Raw genomic sequence first — 19,374 nt, 5'->3', positions numbered from 1 at the left:
GGGGTTGGCGGGTCGGGGTGGCGGGGGGGGGGCTGGGCGGCCCGGGCTTTTGGCGCGGGCCCCCTCGTTCGGCGGCGGGTTGGGGGGCGCCCGCTCCCGGGGGAGCGTGCGCACCGAACCGTTCGGGGGCGCTCGGCCGGCCCGGAGGACGGCGCTCCCGCCGACGGCCGCCGCGCGGCGGACGGGGGCGTCGGCGGGGCCCGCCGGAACGGACGTGACCGCCGCAACCCGCACCTGCGACGTCCATCGCGCGGTCCACTCCCGTGCCGCGGAGACCGCGGCCGCGGACAGTGCGCCGCCCGGTCCCACCCGCCCGGCACCGGGGACGGACCCGGGGACCTCCCCGACCGGGAGGTCCTCCTCGCCGTGGAACCGCGCCGCGTCCGTCCCTCGCCTTTTCCTGGGATTTCCCGGGGATTTCCTGAGGTTTTCCCCGGGGCATTTCCGGCGGCCGGTAACCGCCGGTCGGTACCGCCGGTCGGTTTTCCCGCGCGAACCGCCTTACCGCACACCGGAAAAGGCCTTCTGCCGGAGCATTCCGGGCGGCCGCCCGTACCCGGCCGGTTCGCCATCGAACCACTGCGGCCCCGGGCGGGCCGACGGAACCCGCGCGGCACCGCCGAGCGGCTACTCGTACCGGGCCGTGCGGGGGAGCAACTCCCGCTCCCGCTCCGGCGGTTGGGGCGGACGGGACGGCTGGAAGGAGGCGCCCGGGACGTGCGTCCGCCACCCCGTCCGCGGCGGTGGCCGCCGGCCGGGGGACGTCGCGGAGTCAGCCCCGTGCGTCACGGCCGCCACCCGGCTACGGCTGCCCCTGCGCGCCGTTCTGCCGGCGGGTCGGGGCGGGCGGGGGACCTCCCGGCTGCGTCGTGTGCCCGGGAGTCCCGTCGGACGGGGTGCGGGAGGACCCGGCCACCAGGGCGCGCAGTTCGTCCAGGTCGTACTCGGCCCGCTGGGGCGCCCCGTGGCGGGTCAGCTTTCCGCGGCTGGCCCACTTCCTGATGGTCGCGGGGGAGACGCCGGCGGCGAGCGCGGCGAGTTCCGTGGGCACGGTGCGCACTCCGGAGCGTCTGCCGGAGGAGCCGGCGGTGCTCATGAGCGGACTTCTGCGACGGTGAGCGGGGCCATGTCGTTGCGCGTCATCGCGGAACCCCGGCCGCCCGCGTAGCGCAGCCACTCCTGCGGAGGCAGGACGTGCCCGGAGTCGCAGGCGATGCTGGAGTGCCGGGCCGCGGCGTCCGCCTGTCTGATGACGTGGAGCGTGCTGTGGCAGTCCGCCTCGGGGCAGACGCCGATGGGCGTGCGCCGCTCGAGGGTCGGGCCGAGTACCGTCCTGCACGATTCGAGCAGTTGGCGGACCTCCTCGTCGAAGTCCGCGGCCGCCGGGTGGGCGGCCAGCCACTCGATGTTCTGGCGCAGGAAGTCGACCAGGCTGACGACGCCGTGGTGGCGGGGTCCGGGCGAGCGGGTCTCGTCGACGACGAGCCGGGCCCACGAGGCGAGCGTCTCCGTCATGCGCGAGCGCAGGTCCATGGCCCGCTGGTCGAGGACGATGCCCTTCGCCGTCTTCGTGCCGCCGACCCGTACCCCCGAGCGGGGCGTCGTGGGGGTCAGCGCGTGGTCGCTCTCGCGGTAGGCGTCCAGCAGCCTGCGCAGGTTGGCACGGAGCAGGTCGACGCAGTCGGCGCACAGCCGCGCGGCGGCGGAGGGGGTCCGCGGGCCGGCCGTGGGCGGGGGTGCGCAGCGGGAGGAGGCACAGCCGCGCGACGGCGACGTACCGGACGGCCTGCGGAACCGTTCGGCCATCGGTGCGATGTGGTGCCCCGGCATATCTATCGGCATGGAGATCATTCCTGATGTGTGGAGAGGTGGACGCTCTTTCCGCGTGACCAGTGCTGTACCCATGGCGCTGCGGCTGACCTGCGATGTGCCTGGGCCGCGGTCGACGGCCCACCGTGACGGAGTCGCGGGACCGGCCGGACCACCATTGTTGGCGCGTGGAAGTCGGACGATCAACCGGCCACAGGACAGGGGCATATTAGAGCTCTGTGTAGAACCTGCGGCTGCGTTCGGATTCGGTAAGCAGTCTGTAAAGTCGTAGCGCGGGGACGGCAGTTGGGGTGGGTACGACGACCGGGGTTTGGATCGACGCGCCATTGATAGCCGGTCGACCGGCTTGTATTATCTTATTTGTTAAGTACTCATCAATCGGCGGGCGGCGACCGGTACCTGTCGCGCGCACTTCCCGTGTGGAAGGTGTCGATCTATGAACGTTCTGATCGTCGACGACGATGACAAGGCGGCCGCGCTGCTCAATCACGCGCTGGTCAGCCACGGCTACGGCACACAGTGGGTCAGGACCGGGGGAGCGGCGCTGCGCCAGCTCTCGGGCGCGACCCTCGTGCTGCTGGCCCTCGGCCTGCCGGACCTGGCGGGTCACGAGGTGTGCCGCCGCATCCGGGAGAGCTCCAGCGTTCCGGTCATCGCGATGAGCGACGAGGGAAGCGAACTGGACCGGGTGCTGGCCCTCCACATGGGGGCGGACGACATCGTGCGGTGGCCCGACAGCCACCACGAGTTGCTGGCCCGCATCCAGGCGGTCATGCGGCGCACCACCTGCTGCGCCATGTGCATCGTGTGCCACGCGACGCACACCGGCACCTCGGGCACCACGGGCCAGGAGCCGGAGCACACCCCCGCGCCCACCGGCGCGGTGCTCTCCCAGGCGCTCCGGGTGGGGGAGTTGTGTCTGGACCAGGCCGCCCGCCTGGTCCTGCTCGAGGGGAGGGAAGTACGCGTCACCCGTAGGGAGTTCGACCTGTTGGCCGCCCTGGCGGCGAACCCCGGCGTGGTCCTGGAGCGCCGCGACATCATCTCGCGCGTGTGGGGCGAGAACTGGTTCGGCTCCACCCGCACCATCGACGTCCACGTGGGTTCGCTCCGCGGGAAGCTCGGGCGCTCCGAGTGGATACGGACGGTGCGCGGCGTCGGGTACAAGCTGACCGCTCCCGATGCCAGGACGGAGTGAGATGCCCGGGCCGCACCCGGGGCGGGAGGGCGGGGCCCGCTCCGGCGCCGCACCGGCGGCCGGCCGCGGCGCGGGCCCCGCCCGCCTCCCGGCGGGCCTCCGGTGGACAGGGCAGTACCAGGCGACTGGTTTTCGGTCGGAGCTGCGCCACGCACCTGGAGTGCGGGCTCCGCGAGGCAGGGAACTTCGGAAGAGGCGCTGGCCACGTCCGGTGCCGTGCAGGGACTAGGGTGATGGCGACCAAAGTGCGACAAGAGCGTGCGGAAGCGACGCGGCAGACGATCCTCGACGGTGCGGCGACCGTGTTCGACCGCCTGGGGTTCGGCGAAGCCAGCCTGACCGACATCGCGCAGCAAGCCGGCGTGACCAAGGGGGCACTGTACTTTCACTTCAAGTCCAAGGAGTCCTTGGCCCATGCCCTGGTGCAGGAGCAGTTCGACGCGGTGAACCCGGAGGAGCCCGCCCAGCGGCACCTCGGCCTGCAGAACCTCATCGACCACTCCCACTACCTGGGCCGCGCCCTGTGCCGTGAGGTACGGGTGCGGGCGGGGATGCGGCTGGTCCTGGAACGGGGCCTGCTCGACGGCGGCGACCTCCGCCCGTACGAGGTGTGGATCGAGCAGTTCCGTATGTCGTTGGCGTTCTGCCAGGGCCGGGGGGACGTGAAGCCCGAGATCAACACCACGGACGTCGCGACGTACCTGGTCGGCGCGTTCGTGGGCATCCAGATCACCTCCGACTTCCGCACCCGGCGCGCCGACCTCCACGACCGGGTCGCCGACATGTGGCGGTTCCTGCTGCCGGCGATCGTCCCGCCCCGGCGCCTGGACCGCTTCGACCCCCGGGGCTCGAAGACGCTGGAGCCCTGGGAGTGAGAGACCGTTCCCGCCCGTAGGTCCGTAGGCCCATGGGCCTACGGACCTACGGTCCTACGGCGAATGCGCCGGATTGTGAAAACGCCGCCGGCGCGTTCCGCTTCGGAACGGTGAATTCCGCCCCTTCGGGACCGAACGGGCGAACTCGCGGGCGGGGAAAACCGCCATTGCCCGCGACGCGTGCACGTGTCACACTTTTCGCGGCCGTCCCCTGCCCGGACAACGGGAAAGCCCCTGGCGGGGCGCGGGGAAGTGGCACCCCCCGGTCGTCGGCGTGTCCCGACGGACCGTTCCCCCCACCCCGGCCGACGGCGTCTCACACGCCCGCCGGGCGCCTGTTCCGTGCCACGTCCCCCCGGTGGCACGCGGCCACGGCCTTCACACCTCCCCCCCCGCAACCCATGGCAACGGAGAGCTGCGCCCTGACGCCCGTTCACCTCGGATTCCGTGTCCGAGGGGCGCCCCCGACGGGGCCGGTCAGTCGTGAGTCTCCAGCAACCTGCCGAGCAGCGACCGCAGTTCGCTCTCCCCGTCGGCGCCCAGCGCCTCCCGGGTGTCCGACTGCATGCGCTCTCCCGCCTCGTACAGGGAGGGCATGAGCGCCCGGCCGCGGTTGGTGAGCTCCAGGGCGTAGCGGCGGCGGTCGTGCGGGTCCTTCCCGCGGGAGACCATCCCCGCCTGCACCAGCTCGTCGACCACCTCGGCGGCGGCCGGCTCGGTGATCGCCAGGCGCTGGGCCAGCCGCTGCTGCGGGCAGGGGCCGAGTTCGTCGATCGCGGTCAGCGGGCCGAAGTGCCTGACCCGCAGCCCGAGGTCGCCGAGCATGGCGTCGAAGGTGCGCCGCTGGTTGAGGTGGGCCTGGGTGATGAGGTACTCGATGCTCTGGGTCGCGGGCTGCTCCGTCGCGGGCAGCAGCCTGCCGAGGAGGGCGGTCATCCGCTGCTGCTCGGCGGGCGTCAGGGTCGCGGCGATCTGCGTGTTGCGGCGGGTCATGGCCTCGCGCATCTCGTCGAGCGCGGCGCGTCCGGTGTCGGTCAGCGACAGGACGTAGGAGCGGCGGTTGGCCGGGTTCCTGGTCCGGGACACGTGCCCCAGCTCCTCCAGCCGGTCGATGAGCCGGACCATGACCGTCCTGTTGATGCCCAGGCGCTCGGCGAGGTCCTTCTGTGAGCGGGCGTCCCCGTCCGCCAGCACGTCCAGGAGCACGAAGTCGCGGGACTGCGGGGCGTCGTCCATCGGGTCGACGGCGAAGCGCGAGAACACCCGGCGCAGCAGATCGCCGAAGTACCCGTGTGTCGGCGTCCGCGCGGTGCGGTCCTGGCCCTCCGTCGACTTGATGGCGCTCACCCTGCCTCGATTCTGGTCGGCATGCTTCAGCCCCCCAGGCTACCAAACAGTGATAGTTGGATCCGTGATTAATTGGAACGTTGACGGTTCGGACCGTGGACTGTACCTTCCCTTGGGTAATGGGAAGGCCGGAGGAGCGGGTGTCTGGCCTCGTTGAAACAGTGGAGGAGTCCCATGACTCTGAGTGAAGGACCCGAAGTGGTCTCACTGGCGGAGGCACCGCCCGAGGGCGAACCCAAGCTGGGCATCGCCCTCGGGGTCATCGCCCTGGCCCAGCTCATGCTCGTGCTGGACGCCACCATCGTCGGTGTCGCCCTGCCGAGCATCCGGAGCTCCCTCGACCTCGCGGCCGGGGACCTCAGCTGGGTGATGAGCGCGTACCTGCTCACCTTCGGCGGCCTGCTGCTCGTCGGCGGACGGCTGGGTGACATCTTCGGCCGCAGGAAGGTCTTCTCCATCGGCCTGGTCATCTTCACGATCGCCTCGCTGATCGGCGGCCTGGCCACGGCCGGGGCGGTGCTGATCGGGGCCCGTGCCCTCCAGGGCGTGGGCGCCGCGCTGACCGCGCCGACCGCGCTGTCCCTGCTGGCGTCCACGTTCCCGGCCGGCCCGGCGCGCAACAAGGCGATGGGCGTGTACGGCGCGGTCGGCGGGCTCGGCTCCGTCGTCGGCCTGGTGCTCGGCGGCGTGCTGACCGAGTACCTGAGCTGGCGCTGGGTGCTGTACGTCAACATCCCGATCGCCGTGGTGGTGCTGCTCGGCGTCTCCGTCCTGAGGGAGGGCGAGCGCGAGCAGGGCGGCATCGACCTGCCCGGCGCGATCGCCGTCACCCTGGGCCTCGGTTCGCTGATCTACGCCATCAACGAGGCGGACAAGGAGGGCTGGGCGAGCGGGCGCACCATCGGGCTGCTCGCCGTCGCGCTCGTGCTGCTGATCGTGTTCCTGGTCATCCAGCTCCGCAGCCGCTCCGCGATGCTCACGGGGCGGCTCTTCCACGACCGCGGCAGGATCGGCTCGATCCTCGTGATGCTGCTGGTGGGCGGAGGCATGGCCGCCACCTTCTACTTCCTCACCCTGTACATGCAGGTGGTGAAGGGCTACACCCCGATGCAGTGCGCCATGGCCTACCTCCCGTTCGCGGTCGGCATGGTGATCTCGGCGGGCGGGGTCGGCCCGCAGCTGCTGGCCAAGACCTCGGAGCGCTCGGTGGCGCTGCTGGGGCTCGCCCTCGCCACCGTCGGCACCTTCTGGTTCGCCGCGCTCGGACCGACGACCAGCGCCTGGGCCGTGCTGCTGCCCGCGCAGCTGGTCGCCGGCTTCGGGCTCGGCCTCTCCTTCGTCACCGCGACGATCGTCGGCGTGCGCGGGGTCGCGCCCCAGGACACGGGCATCGCTGCCGGCCTGATCAACACGGGGCAGCAGGTCGGTGGCGCGCTGGGCCTGTCGGTGCTGGCCGCGATCGCCCTGGCGACGCTCGACGGCGGCGAGCAGACGCCCGCGCTGCTGACCGACTCCTACACCGTCGGGTTCATCGGCGCCGCGCTGCTCTACCTGGTCTCCGCGATCGCCTGGGCCGTGTGCGTCCGGCCGGCCGGACAGCAGCAGCAACAACAGCAGCCGGCGTGAGCCGTCGCCCCCGGAACGCATGAGCCGTCCAATCGAATCCGCCAGCGGTGTAATTCAGCACCCCGCGCGGGCCGGTTGGGCGGCTCACCGAGTTCCGGGGACAGGCCGCGGCGGGTTCGTCGCAGCCCCCGACCGCATTACTCCGAAAGAGCCTTGACGCTCATTCCCGGGTATGTCACGCTTCTTGTGGGGGACGAGCCGTGCCCAAGTCCGGGCGGCTCCCTTTAACTCCTCCCGCCGCCGCCCGAGTTGCGGCCGTTTTCTCCACCGCAATGCTCCCCGAATGGTCCCGCTCATTTCGACCGGGCCCTTCGGGATGATTTCCCGCGGCCGATACGAACCGACTTCCGGCAGCTCGGCGGACGGGAACGCATTCGTCGTACCTTCGGGCCGCTGCCGGGCGCCACACGACCCTGTCCCCGCCCGCGCAGTCACCCGTTACCACCTCGGTACGACCCGGAGTCGTACCGGTACCGGCACTGAGAGAGGACAGATCACATGTCAGAGAACCACGACGGCGGCGTCCCGGACCTCGAGCTGTGGCGGATGGCCGACCTGGTCACCCCGATGTCCGTGCGGGTGGCCGCGACCTTCGGGGTGGGCGACCACATCGCCGCCGGCCGCACGACGTCGGAGGCCATCGCCGAGGCGGCCGGGCTGGACGCCGTCGCCCTGGACTGCGTCCTGCAGCACCTGGTGACGGTGGGACTGCTGAGCGGTGACGGCAAGGAGTACGGGCTGACGGACAAGGGCCAGGCCCTGCGCTCGGACCACCCCGGTCCGCAGCGCGCCCTGATCGACATCGAGGGCGCCATCGGCCGCGCCGACCTGAGCTTCGTCGAGCTGGCGCACGTGGTGCGCACCGGGCAGCCGTCCCACCCCGTCCGCTACGGCGTCCCGTTCTGGGACGAGCTCGCCTCGAACAAGCCGCTCGCCGAGTCCTTCAACTCCCTGATGGCCGGCAACATCGGCGAGGACGCCGACAAGATCGCCGCGGCCTACGACTGGTCGAAGTTCTCGCACCTCGTCGACCTCGGCGGCGGCAACGGGGTGCTGCTCAGCGCCCTGCTCAAGGCGCACTCCACGCTGCGCGGCTCGGTCCTGGACCTGCCGGGGACGGTGGACCGCGCCGAGAAGTACCTGGCGGCCGCCGGCCTCTCCGAGCGCGCCTCGGTGCTCGGCGGCAGCTTCTTCGACCCGCTGCCCGAGGCCGACGCCTACGTGCTCTCCTCCGTCATCCACGACTGGGACGACGAGTCCGCGGTCGCGATCCTCAAGCGCTGCGCGCAGGCGGCGGGGGAGAACGGCAGGGTCTTCGTCATCGAGGAGACCGGGGCGGACGGCCAGTCGCCCGACACCGGCATGAACGTCCGGATGCTCGCCTACTACGGCGGCAAGGAGCGCAAGCTGGCCGACAACATCGAGCTGGCCCGCGCGGCGGGCCTGACGGTCGTCGAGGTGCACCAGGCCCCCGGTCGGGTCGCCACCCGGTCGGTCATCGAGCTCCGCGCGGCCTGAGCCGCGGGAGCCGGCCGCGCGCGGGCCGGCGGCGCCGAGCCGGCTCCGCGCCGCCGGGGACGACGGACCCGTTCCGGAACGGCCGTGCGGATTCCCGCCGCTCCGGATTCCGGCCGCTCCGGATTCCCGCCGGCCCGTGTTTCCGGGGTTCCGTATTTCCGGGGTTCGGTCCCCGGCGGCCCGCGTCATTCCCCGCGGGCCGCACGCGCACATCAGTCAGAACCTCCATTACTTTCATGGGAGTGAAGCCGATGTCCATTTCCGCTGCCCGCCTCTCGGGGAAATGGGAGGGAACGGTCTCGCACGACGGCGAAGTCGACGACTACGCCGTCGTTTTCGAGGAAGACGGATCGCTGACCGTCGTCACGAAGAAAAGCGGCGGTTCCGGCACGTGGACCGCGACGGGTGACAGCACTGTTGAATTCTCTTTCCGTGAGGTGTTCAACCCGAATGTCGGGCAGATCAGCCCGAACGGTCACCACGCCGCCTACATCCAGATCGACATCACGGCGGAGCTGTCCGGGACGACGTTCACGGGTGTCGGCAAGGCGGTCGTGCACGGCCCCGACGGGGTGGTGATCTACGCCACCGACGCGCAGACGACCGCCCGGCTGGTGTCATGACGGACGCGCAGCCGGGGGCGTCGGCCGCCGAACTCCACGCGGGGATCGCCCACCTGGCCGACCGCGCGGCCCTGGGCGACCTCGCCGAGCGCTACCTGGCCTCGCTCGACGAGGGGACGTTCGACGACGAGTGGGCCCGCTCCTTCTTCACGGAGGACGTCGAGCTCGTCTTCCCGGTGGGCAGCCACCACGGGCGCGCCGGGGCCGCGGCGTTCACCGGGGAGATCATGGAGCGCTGGGACGGCACCCACCACCACGGCTCGCCCGCGCTGGTCGAGCTCGACGGGGACCGGGCGAGCGTGGCGTGGAGCCTGATCGCCTCCCACCTGCACTTCGATTCCCCCCGGCCGCCGGCGGCTTCGCACTACTTCCAGCTGGGCGGCCGGTTCGACACGTCCGTCCGGCGCACCCCGGCCGGCTGGCGCTTCACGCGCATGCGGCTGCGGATCACCTGGAGCACCGGACGCGCCTCGGCGGCCGTGACGTCGGTCGACGAGGGGACGCTCGCCGCGGGCGCACTCCTCGGCGGCCGCGGTGAGGGGCAGTCCGGTTCACACGAAGACACTCACCTGGAGGGCAACGGCATGATCAGTGCGGAGAAGCAGCGTGAAGTGATCGAGCGGATCTACAGCGAGGGGCTCAACGACGGAGACCTCACCGCCGCCGACCGCTACCTGACCCCCGACTTCCGCAACAACGGAAGCCACGACGACTCGATGAGCGGGCCCGAGGCGTTCAAGCACACGATCAAGATCCAGCGCGGCGCCTTCAGCGACATCAAGTACGAGATCCTCGACTTCATGTCGGACGGCGACAAGGCGGCCATCCGCTGGGTGATGTACGGCCGGCACACCGGCCCCTTCATCGGGATCCCGGCGACCGGCCTCCAGATCGAGCACCACGGGATGATCTTCTTCCGGTTCGAGGGGGAGAAGGTCGCCGAGCGGTGGGGCATCGTCGACAACTTCTCCCTCCAGCGCTTCCTGATGTCCGGTGGCAAGCCGGTCGGCCCCCTCACCCCGGGTGGTCCCGGCGGTGGGAAGCCCAGCGCCTGACGATGGCGACGGCCCGGCCGTCGGCGCCCGGCGCCGACGGCCGGGCGTCCCGTGCGCGGGCAGCGAACCCCGAGTACCCGCACTAGGAGGAGACCATGCCGATCCCCAGGCAGGTGGCACGTTTCAACCGCCGGGTGGCGAACCGCTTCGTGGGGCCCGTCCTGAGCCGCATGCCCGGCTTCGGCCGGGTCCACCACCGCGGCAGGAAGTCGGGGCGCCCGTACAGCACCCCGGTGAAGCTGTTCCGGCGCGGCCAGGACATCGTCGTGACGCTGCCGTACGGGCCCGGCTCGGACTGGGTCAAGAACGTGCTGGCGGCGGGCGGCTGCGAGATCACCACGCGCGGACGCCGGATCGCCCTGGGAGAGCCGGTCGTGTTCACGGACGACGGCCGTACCGCGATGCCCGCGCTCACCAGGGCCATCCTGGCGCGGGTCGGGGCCACCGAGTTCCTCTCCCTCACCCCGGTGAGGGAGCCCGTGCGGACGAGGAGCTGAGGGGGAGCCGTGCCCGTGTCACCGATTCCCCACGAGGCCGTGCGCGCGGTGGTCGTGGTCGGCTCGGCCCGCGACGGGCGGCTCGCGCCCGACATCGCGCGGTGGCTGGCGGACCAGACCGACGGGCGCGACGACCTCGTCACCGACGTCGTCGACCTGGCGGACGCGCTCCTGCCGGCGACCCTCGACGCGGGCGACCCGCGGACGGCCGCGCTCCGTCCCCGGCTGGCCGCCGCGGACGCGTTCGTCTTCATCGTCCCCGAGTACAACCGCTCCGTCCCCGGGCCCCTGAAGACCCTCATCGACTCCTTCAACGAGGAGTGGCAGGCCAAGCCGGTCGGCTTCGTCGGCTACGGCCTGGGCATGGCCGGGGGAGTGCGGGCGGTCGAGCACCTGCGCCAGATCTTCGCCGAGTTCCACTGTGTCGGTCTGAAGGACACCGTCGGCTTCCCGCGTGTCCTGGAGCACTACGACGCCGAGGGCCGCTTCCCGGCCGACGCCGAGGCGGCGGCCGCCGCCGCCAAGGTCATGCTGGACCAACTCGTCTGGTGGGGCCGGGTGCTGCGCGACGCCAAGAAGCTACGTCCCTACGGGGCCTGAACCGATCGGTGGAGTCCGCAGAGGGGCTCCCGCCACCACCCAAGCAGGAGTACCGATGCACACAGCCGCTGCTGCGACGAGTGACCCGCTTCCCCACCTGCTCGTCGTCATCCCCGTGGTGATCCTGGCCTCCGGGCTGGGCGCATGGGCGGTGCGCAGGTTCGGACAGCCCGCCGTCGTCGGGGAGATAGCCGTCGGGATCTGCCTCGGCCCCTCGCTCCTCGGCCTGGTCTGGCCCGACGCTCAGCACCGCCTCTTCCCCTCCGGGGTCCTGCCCTTCGTGGGCGCCCTCGGGGACCTGGGACTGCTGGCGTTCATGTTCCTGATCGGCCTGGCCCTCGACATCGGGCTCCTGCGGGGGCACAGCCGGACGGCGGTCGCCGTCAGCCAGATGAGCATCGCGCTGCCGCTGGTACTGGGCTCGGCGCTCGCACTCGGGATGTACGGGACCTTCGCGCCACCGGGCGTGGGCAGAGTGCCGTTCGTGCTGTTCATCGCCGTCTCCATGAGCATCACGGCCTTCCCCGTGCTCGCCCGCATCCTGACCGAACGGGACCTCTACCGCACGCGGACGGGCGCGGTGGCGATGGCGTGCGCCGCGGTGGACGACGTGACGGCGTGGTGCCTGCTGGCCGTGGTCGTGGCCGTGGCCGGCAACAGCTCCCTGACGTCGGTCCTGGTGACCGTCGGGCTGTCGGTCCTCTACATGCTGGCCATGCTGTACGCGGTGCGTCCCCTGCTCGTGCGCTGGTTCGCCCGCGCCGAGCGGAAGTTGTCGGACAGCGCGGTCCTGGTCGTGCTCTTCAGCGGCCTGTGCCTGTCCGCGCTGGCGACGCAGAAGATCGGGGTGCACGCGCTGTTCGGCGCGTTCGTGTTCGGCACGGTGGTGCCGCGCGACTCCCCGGTGGTCGAGCGGGCGGCCGCCCGGCTCCAGGCGGTGGCGGTCCCGATCCTGCTGCCCCTGTTCTTCGTCAGCACCGGCCTGAAGACGGACCTGGCGGCGCTGGCCCGCTCCGGCGAGCAGTGGCTGTGGGGCCTTGCGGTCATGGCGGTGGCGGTGCTCGGGAAGTGGGGCGGCGGCAGCGTGGCGGCCCGGATCGCCGGCCAGCGCTGGCGCGACTCCCTGGCCATCGGCGTCCTGATGAACTGCCGCGGGCTCACGGAACTGGTGGTGCTCAACATCGGACTGAGCCTGAAGGTCATCAGCACCGACCTGTTCACCATCCTGGTCGTGATGGCGCTGCTGACCACCGCCATGACCTCCCCGGCACTGACCCGGATCCTCGGCTCCCGGCCCGAGCCTGAGCCCGAGGCCGCCGACGCCGGCCGGACCGCCCGCCCGGCCCGTTCCAAGGAACCGGCCGAGACCGCGTAGCGCGTCCCGCCCCGCCTCCCGGCCGCGGACGGACCAGATTAATTGGAATGTTGATGGTTTGGACGAGTGACGATAGTCTGGATGTCACGTACGGCGGAAGCAGGGAGACAGCTGTGGGCTACCAGTACAAGCTCGACATGACGATGATGTTCGCCATCCACGACGCCCTGCGCCGCGAACTGGAGCGGATCGCACGCGTCACGGCCCGGGTCGACGACGACCCCAGGCACGTCCTGAGCACGGCCGTCGGCTGGGAGCTCTTCAAGAAGTTCCTCCAGGTCCACCACAGGTCCGAGGACGTGACCGTCTGGCCCGTCATGCAGCGCGAGCTGGCCGGCCGCCCCGACGACCTCGCCCTGCTCCAGGCGATGGAGGCCGAACACGCGGTCATAGACCCCCTGCTCGACAGCATCGACGCGGCCCTCGCCGACCGCGAGTCGGGCCTCGACGTGCTGGGCGGACTGGTCGACACCCTCCACACCGACCTGTCCGGCCACCTCAAGCACGAGGAGACCGAGGCACTGCAGCTGATGGACAGGACCATGACGCAGGAGGAGTGGCTGACCTTCAGCGCCACCCAGCGCGACGGCATCGGCGACTACGCGCACCGGTACCTGCCCTGGATCCTCGACGAGATGGAGGCGGCCCGCGCCGCGTCCATCCTCGCGCACATCCCCGACCCGCTGAGGGCGGCGTACGAAGCCGAATGGCGGGACGCCTACGCCTCCCTGGACCTCTGGGCCGCGAGGAACGGTGAGGCCTCGGCCTGAGCCGACCCTCGCGGCGACCGCACGCGACGCGGCCGGTGTGCGGACATCCGACCGCACACCGGCCGCACATCCACGAGGGAGGTACGGCGGTGCCGGGCGAGCTGGAGGACAGACACGAGACGGCCGGATGGCACCCGCCCGACCTCCCCGGCGCGCTCCCCGACACACTCGCGGGATTCGTCACCTACCTCCTGCGCCGCGTACACGCCCGGTTCTCCGCCTCCGCGGCCGAACAGGACGCCGACGCACGCGACTGCCTCGTGCTGGAGGCCCTGGCGACAGGGCACTGGCTGTCCCAACTCGAACTGGCCAACCGCCTGGGCATCAACCGCACCATCATGGTCGCGGTCGTCGACGCCCTCGAACAGCACGGCGAGCTCGCCCGCACCCGCAACCCCTGCGACCGACGCTCGCACGTCCTCTCCCTCACCCCCCAGGGCCACCGCACCCTCGCCGTACGGCGCCGCGCGGTGGCCGAACGGGAACGCAGACTCACCGCGCCCCTCCAGCCGGCCGAACACACCCGGCTGGAAACGCTGCTGTCCCGACTGCTGCCCGGAACGGAACCACTCCTCGCCCGCGGCCCGGAGTACCTCGTCGGACAGGTCCACCACCGGCTGAGCCGACTCGGCGACGAGAAACTGGCGGGCACCGCACTGCGCGTCCGGCACTACGGACCACTGCGCGGACTGCGGGAACTCGGGCCGTGCGCCCAGCAACGCCTCGCCGGACACCTCGCGATCACCCGGCCCGCCGCCTCCCAACTCGTCAGGGAACTCGTCGCGAGCGGATCCGTACGCCAGGGTCAGGACCCCCACGACCGCCGCCGACACGCGCTGGAACTCACACAGCCGGGACACGAACACCTGGCGCTGGTCGCGAACGCCGTACACGCCCTGGAAGAGGAGATCGCCGCACTGCTCGGCAGCGACGGCGCCCACGAGCTGCGCTCCCTCCTGTCACGCCTGCTGGACCCCGCCGCACCCGCGGCCTGAGCGACCCGCCGCCACGGCAGCCGCCCCGGCGGGTCCGTCCACCACCCCGCCCGCCCGGCAGGGGAACAACCCGGTCACCGCGCAGCCGGCCGCCCACAGGCCCCGCTGCGCCCCGTCATGCGCAAGAGCATCCAATCGGTGAGGGGACAGCCCATGAACGTGCGGTCGGCGCCACCGACGAAGAAGGCCCCGCGGGCACCGGGCCTGCCCTCGCTCACCGGCCTGCGGTTCCTCGCCGCGATGGCGGTGTTCCTCTACCACGTGACCAATCCGCAGCTCACGCCCTTCGGCGGGGAGAGCGCGCGACTGGCGGGCCGCCTCTTCGGTGTGGCGGGCGGGCTCGGGGTCGCGTTCTTCTTCATCCTCAGTGGCTTCATCCTCGCCTGGTCCGCCCGCCCGCACGACGCACCCCGCCGCTTCCTGCGCCGACGCCTGGTCAAGCTCTACCCCAACCACCTCGTCACCTTCGTCCTCGCCCTGGTGGTCTTCGCCGGCGCCACCGGCTGGGAGACGTGGCTGCCGAACATCCTCCTCGTGCAGACGTGGTCCTGGGACCCCGCCGTCTCCTTCGGCGTCAACGGGCCGAGCTGGTCGCTGGGGTGCGAACTCTTCTTCTACGCCTGCTTCCCCCTGCTGTACCGCTGGATCCGGCGGATCGACCCGAAGCACCTGTGGGCGTGGGCCTGCGGGTTCGCGGCCGCCGTCATGGCACTGCCCGCGTTCGCCTACGCCGCGCTGGCGGGCGGTCCGCCGATGCCGGGCCTGCCGGTCAACGCGGTGCAGAGCTGGTTCGTCTACCAGCTGCCACCCGTACGGATGCTGGAGTTCGTGCTCGGCATGCTGCTGGCCCGGATCGTGCTCACGGACCGCTGGATCGGCGTGCGCATCCACCACGCGCTCGCCCTGTGCGCGGTCGGCTACGCGGCCGCCCTCAACGTCCCGTTCCTCTACACCCTCTCCGCCACCTGGGCGATCCCCGTCGGCCTGCTGATCCCCGCGGTCGCCGTCGCCGACGTGCGGGGCCACCGATCCCCCTTCCGCGGCAGGGTGATGACCTGGCTCGGCGAAGTGTCCTTCGCCTTCTACCTGTTGCAGGCCTCCGTGCTCACCGGCGGCGCCGTCCACCTGGCGGACCGCAGGCCCTTCGGCTGGGCGGCCGCCCTCGGCCTGTGCCTGCTGGCCTGGGCCCTGACCCTGGCGCTGGCCCACGCGCTGTACCTGCTCGTCGAACGGCCGGCGATGAAGCGCTGGAGCAGGCCGCGGTCCGCCGGCCGCCACGACACCCGGACCGCCCCGGCCGCCGAGGACGCCACCTTCCGCGTCGGCGCCGGCTGACCCCCCTCACGACCACCTTCCGTCAACGCACCGACAGCCGATCAAGGATGTGGACATGTCTGATTCCGCCAGCCCCGCCCAGGACGCCGGCGCCGCTCCCCAGGAGCGCCCCCACCCGGCCCGTATCTACGACTTCTACCTGGGCGGGAGCGACAACCTCCCGGTGGACCGCGAGGCGGCCGAGGGATTCGTGAAGCTGATGCCCGGCAGTCCGGTGGGCGCCCGGGCCAACCGCCGCGTCCTGAACCGGGCCGTGCGCCACGCCGCCCGCAACGGCGTGCGCCAGTTCCTGGACGTCGGCAGCGGCTTCCCGTCGGCCCAGGCCACCCACGAGGTCGCACCCGACGCCCGCGTCGTCTACGTCGACAACGACCCGCTGGTGGCCGAGTACGCCCAGCGGATCATCGCCGAGACCGGGGCCGGACGGACGGCCTTCGTCGCCGAGGACTTCCGCAACCCGGACGCCATCCTCGCGGCCCCCGCGACCAAGGAACTGCTCGACCTGTCGCAGCCGGTGGGCGTGGTCTTCGGCGCGCTGCTGCACTTCATCCTGAACGACGAGGACCCGTACGCCCTGGTCGAGCGCTACAAGGAGGCGCTGGCCCCCGGCAGCATGGTGATCCTCACGCACTCCAGCCCCGACTACGTCTCGCCCGAGGTCAGGGTCATCGTCGACGAGATCTACACCAGGCTGCGCGTTCCCCTCGCCCAGCGTTCCCGCGAGGAGATCGAGCGCTTCCTCGCCACCCCCGGCTGGACGGTGGCCGCCCCCGGCGTGGTCTCGACCAACGAGTGGGAGACCGACGAGGAGCGGGCGACCGACGACGACCGCGCCACCTCGCGCGAGGACGCCGCAGGCTACGCCGCCGTCGCCACGAAGAGCTGACGCTGCCCATCGGACCGCACCCAAGGGAGAGAGCTCATGGTCACGAAGACGGCCACAGGCACCACGGAGATCCCCAGGAAGGCGATGTACGACGTCATCATCCTGGGAACCGGGCTGGCCGGCTCGGTGGCGGGGACGATCATGGCCCGGCACGGCGCCAAGGTCCTGCTCATCGACGCGACGTCCCACCCCCGCTTCGCGGTGGGCGAATCCATGACACCGCAACTGGTGGAATGGATCCACATCCTGGCCGAACGCCACCACATACCCGAGCTCAAGAGCCTGGCCAGCATCAACGCCAGCACCCGCGACATCGCCCCCACCTTCGGCACCAAGGCCCACTTCGGCTTCATGAAGCACGAGCCCGGCCAGGAGCCCGACCCGAGGCAGGCGACACAGCTCGCCCTGCCGAAGATCTTCCTGAACAACAGCCACATGTTCCGCCAGGACAGCGACGCCTTCATGTTCTACGTCGCCGTCAAGTACGGCTGCACGGCGAAGCAGAACTGGCGCGCCTCCGCCGTCGACTTCGACGACGACGGGGTGACCGTCACGGGCCAGAACGGCGAGGCCTTCCGCGGCAAGTACCTGATCGACGCGAGCGGCTTCCGCTCGCCGCTCGCGGAGAAGTTCGACCTGCGCGACAAGCCGGCCCGCTTCAAGCACCACTCGCGCTCGATGTTCACGCACTACGTCGGGATCAAGCGGTTCGACGACGTCAGCGGACACCCCAAGGAGCTGCGCCCGCCCGCGGACTGGCACACCGGGACGATGCACCACCTCATCGAGCGGGGCTGGTTCTGGATCATCCCCTTCGACAACCACAAGAAGTCGCGCAACCCCCTGTGCAGCGTCGGCCTGACCATGGACGAGCGCACGTACCCCAAGCCCAAGGACCTGACGCCGGACGAGGAGTTCGCCCGGTTCCTCGACCGGTACCCGGCGGTCAAGCGGCAGTTCGTCGGTGCCTCGCGGGTGCGGGAGTGGGTGTCGACCGACCGGCTGCAGTACTCGTCGAAGCAGACGATCGGCGACCGCTGGTGCCTGATGTCCCACGCGGCCGGCTTCCTGGACCCGCTGTTCTCCCGCGGCCTGTCCAACACCTTCGAGGTGGTGGACGCGCTGACCTCGCGCCTGATCGAGGCGCTCAAGGACGGCGACTTCTCCGCCGAGCGCTTCGAGTACGTCGAGCGCCTGGAGCAGGGGCTGCTCAAGTACAACGACGACATCGTCAACAGCTCCTTCATCGCGTTCTCCCACTTCCGCCTGTGGAACGCGGTGTTCCGGGTGTGGGGCTCGTTCATCAGCCCGGGCACGATGCGGCTGACGCGGGCGCGCCTGAAGCACTTCAGGGACGGCGACGAGCGGCACTTCCGGGAGCTGGAGGACACCCGCTTCCCCGGACTGTGGTGGCCGGAGAGCGAGAAGTTCAAGACGCTGCTCGAATCCACCGCCGAGACCTGCGAGAAGTACGAGGCGGGCGCCCTGACCGGGGACGAGGCGGCCGACGTCATCTTCCGGATGCTCAGGGACTGCGACATCGTCAACCCCGCCTTCGGCTGGAAGGACGAGAGCCAGCGGTTCGTCTCGCCCTCCACCCTGACGATGGCCCGCTTCCTCTACTGGGCGTCGTTCCAGGCCCCGGACGAGATGAACAACGTGGGCAAGGAGTTCCTCAAGGGGATCCTGAAGGCTGGCGCGAAGGTCAGGAAGCTGCTCTGAGCGAGGCCGGACGGGGTGCCGCGGGACGTGCCGCGGCACCCCGTCCGGTCCCGCCGACGTGGCTTGCTCCCATCGACTCCACCCTTGAAGGGGAAGCGCATGACCGCAGCGCGTTCGTTGATACATGAACACCAGACACGCCCCATCGACCCGCGCGCCCTGCGTCGCGTGTGCGGTCTGTTCGTGACCGGGGTGACGGTCATCACGACGGCAGCCGATGGCCGGGCCGACGGTACGACGGTCAACTCGTTCACCTCCGTGTCCCTGGACCCGCCCCTGGTGCTCTTCTGCCTCCATCGGCACTCGCGTCTGCAGGAGCTGCTGACGGCCAGTGGCGGGTTCACCGTCAACTTCCTCTCCGGCCAACAGGAGAAGCTCGCCCGGGCCTTCGCCGGGCGGCAGCCGGAGGGGTTCCCGGACACGCCCTGCCACGACGGAGTGACGGGCCTGCCGGTCCTGAGCGAGGCGCTGGCGTTCCTCACCTGCACGACCGTCGCGGTCCACGCGGGAGGCGACCACGACATCATCGTCGGCGAGGTCGTGGAGCTCGGCATCCCGCAGCAGGACGAGGAACCGCTCATCTTCTACGCGGGCGCGCTCGGCGTCCTCGACGGCGAGCTCGCCCCCGCGTCACGACGGGCATCCTGACGTGCGCAAGGTGCTCATCGCCAACCGCGGGGAAATCGCCGTCCGCGTCGCCCGTGCCTGCTCGGACGCCGGTATCGCCAGCGTCGCCGTCTACGCCGAGCCGGACCGGGATGCGCTGCACGTCCGCGCGGCCGACGAGGCTTACGCGCTGGGCGGTGACACTCCCGCTACCAGCTACCTGGACATCGCCAAGGTCCTGAAGGCGGCGGCCGACTCCGGTGCCGACGCCGTCCATCCCGGTTACGGGTTCCTGTCGGAGAACGCCGACTTCGCCCAGGCCGTCCTGGACGCGGGTCTGATCTGGATCGGTCCGCCGCCGCAGGCCATCCGCGACCTCGGCGACAAGGTGACCGCCCGGCACGTGGCCCAGCGGGCCGGCGCGCCGCTGGTGGCCGGCACGCCGGACCCGGTGGCGGGTGCCGACGAGGTCGTCGCGTTCGCCCGGGAGCACGGTCTGCCGGTCGCGATCAAGGC

19 protein-coding genes are annotated in these 19,374 nt (G+C 71.2%); 16 read left to right on the top strand and 3 right to left on the bottom strand.

All coding sequences use genetic code 11. The features are described 5' to 3' along the window. Positions 1-802: 802 nt before the first annotated feature. Positions 803-1,096: a MerR family transcriptional regulator gene (locus ACFWP2_RS29780; RefSeq protein WP_380457087.1), complete on the bottom strand. Its 294-nt coding sequence runs from the start codon at positions 1,094-1,096 to the stop codon at positions 803-805. Next, a complete protein-coding gene (locus ACFWP2_RS29775; protein ID WP_380457085.1) occupies positions 1,093-1,851 on the bottom strand; it encodes a hypothetical protein in 759 nt (252 codons plus the stop codon). The genes ACFWP2_RS29780 and ACFWP2_RS29775 overlap by 4 nt, the downstream gene beginning before the upstream one ends. A gap of 415 nt (positions 1,852-2,266) precedes the next feature. On the opposite strand from ACFWP2_RS29775, the gene ACFWP2_RS29770 reads away from it, so the two are divergent. Together ACFWP2_RS29770 and ACFWP2_RS29765 are read left to right on the top strand one after the other, a co-directional pair. Next, positions 2,267-3,028: a response regulator transcription factor gene (locus ACFWP2_RS29770; protein ID WP_380457083.1), complete on the top strand. Its 762-nt coding sequence runs from the start codon at positions 2,267-2,269 to the stop codon at positions 3,026-3,028. Positions 3,029-3,261: 233 nt separating this feature from the next. Then, a complete protein-coding gene (locus ACFWP2_RS29765; RefSeq protein ID WP_380457081.1) occupies positions 3,262-3,903 on the top strand; it encodes a ScbR family autoregulator-binding transcription factor in 642 nt (213 codons plus the stop codon). Between the two features lie 477 nt (positions 3,904-4,380). On the opposite strand, the gene ACFWP2_RS29760 is transcribed toward ACFWP2_RS29765, so the two are convergent. Then, complete coding sequence (locus ACFWP2_RS29760; RefSeq protein ID WP_380457078.1) at positions 4,381-5,250, bottom strand: MarR family winged helix-turn-helix transcriptional regulator; 870 nt, start codon at positions 5,248-5,250, stop codon at positions 4,381-4,383. A 174-nt stretch (positions 5,251-5,424) separates the two neighbouring features. On the opposite strand from ACFWP2_RS29760, the gene ACFWP2_RS29755 reads away from it, so the two are divergent. The 14 genes from ACFWP2_RS29755 to ACFWP2_RS29690 all read left to right on the top strand — a co-directional run. After that, positions 5,425-6,876 (top strand): DHA2 family efflux MFS transporter permease subunit, encoded by a 1,452-nt coding sequence (locus ACFWP2_RS29755; RefSeq protein WP_380457076.1) that lies wholly within the window; start codon positions 5,425-5,427, stop codon positions 6,874-6,876. 498 nt (positions 6,877-7,374) lie between these two features. Continuing rightward, the gene (locus ACFWP2_RS29750; protein ID WP_380457074.1) at positions 7,375-8,394 is read left to right on the top strand and encodes a methyltransferase; all 1,020 of its coding nucleotides are present in this window, start codon (positions 7,375-7,377) and stop codon (positions 8,392-8,394) included. Between the two features lie 251 nt (positions 8,395-8,645). After that, complete coding sequence (locus ACFWP2_RS29745; RefSeq protein WP_380457205.1) at positions 8,646-9,017, top strand: dehydrogenase; 372 nt, start codon at positions 8,646-8,648, stop codon at positions 9,015-9,017. Further along, positions 9,014-10,072: an ester cyclase gene (locus ACFWP2_RS29740; RefSeq protein WP_380457072.1), complete on the top strand. Its 1,059-nt coding sequence runs from the start codon at positions 9,014-9,016 to the stop codon at positions 10,070-10,072. The genes ACFWP2_RS29745 and ACFWP2_RS29740 overlap by 4 nt, the downstream gene beginning before the upstream one ends. Positions 10,073-10,167: 95 nt before the next feature. Continuing rightward, a complete protein-coding gene (locus ACFWP2_RS29735) occupies positions 10,168-10,569 on the top strand; it encodes a nitroreductase family deazaflavin-dependent oxidoreductase (protein ID WP_380457070.1) in 402 nt (133 codons plus the stop codon). Between the two features lie 9 nt (positions 10,570-10,578). Beyond that, a complete protein-coding gene (locus tag ACFWP2_RS29730; protein WP_380457068.1) occupies positions 10,579-11,169 on the top strand; it encodes an NADPH-dependent FMN reductase in 591 nt (196 codons plus the stop codon). A 55-nt stretch (positions 11,170-11,224) separates the two neighbouring features. After that, entirely contained in the window at positions 11,225-12,544 is a 1,320-nt protein-coding gene (locus ACFWP2_RS29725) for a cation:proton antiporter (RefSeq protein ID WP_380457066.1), read from the top strand. Positions 12,545-12,657: 113 nt separating this feature from the next. Beyond that, the gene (locus ACFWP2_RS29720) at positions 12,658-13,314 is read left to right on the top strand and encodes a hemerythrin domain-containing protein (RefSeq protein ID WP_380457064.1); all 657 of its coding nucleotides are present in this window, start codon (positions 12,658-12,660) and stop codon (positions 13,312-13,314) included. An 89-nt stretch (positions 13,315-13,403) separates the two neighbouring features. Further along, a complete protein-coding gene (locus tag ACFWP2_RS29715; protein ID WP_380457062.1) occupies positions 13,404-14,309 on the top strand; it encodes a MarR family winged helix-turn-helix transcriptional regulator in 906 nt (301 codons plus the stop codon). A gap of 153 nt (positions 14,310-14,462) precedes the next feature. Next, positions 14,463-15,644 carry an acyltransferase family protein gene (locus tag ACFWP2_RS29710; RefSeq protein ID WP_380457060.1) on the top strand — a complete coding sequence of 394 codons (1,182 nt, stop codon included), beginning with the start codon at positions 14,463-14,465 and terminating at the stop codon, positions 15,642-15,644. Positions 15,645-15,699: 55 nt separating this feature from the next. Then, positions 15,700-16,530 (top strand): SAM-dependent methyltransferase, encoded by an 831-nt coding sequence (locus ACFWP2_RS29705; RefSeq protein WP_380457058.1) that lies wholly within the window; start codon positions 15,700-15,702, stop codon positions 16,528-16,530. Between the two features lie 36 nt (positions 16,531-16,566). After that, positions 16,567-18,252: an NAD(P)/FAD-dependent oxidoreductase gene (locus ACFWP2_RS29700; RefSeq protein ID WP_380457056.1), complete on the top strand. Its 1,686-nt coding sequence runs from the start codon at positions 16,567-16,569 to the stop codon at positions 18,250-18,252. Between the two features lie 99 nt (positions 18,253-18,351). Then, on the top strand, positions 18,352-18,900 hold the full coding sequence (locus ACFWP2_RS29695; RefSeq protein WP_380457054.1) for a flavin reductase family protein: 549 nt from the start codon (positions 18,352-18,354) through the stop codon (positions 18,898-18,900). Between the two features lies 1 nt (position 18,901). Continuing rightward, positions 18,902-19,374: biotin carboxylase N-terminal domain-containing protein (locus tag ACFWP2_RS29690; RefSeq protein WP_380457052.1), on the top strand; the 473-nt coding region annotated here is incomplete at its 3' end.

It is taken from the genome of Kitasatospora sp. NPDC058444 (assembly GCF_042721415.1).
Taxonomy (GTDB): domain Bacteria; phylum Actinomycetota; class Actinomycetes; order Streptomycetales; family Streptomycetaceae; genus Kitasatospora.
The sequence above is the reverse complement of the archived record's forward strand: the minus strand, read 5'-3'. Positions and strand labels throughout refer to the sequence as shown.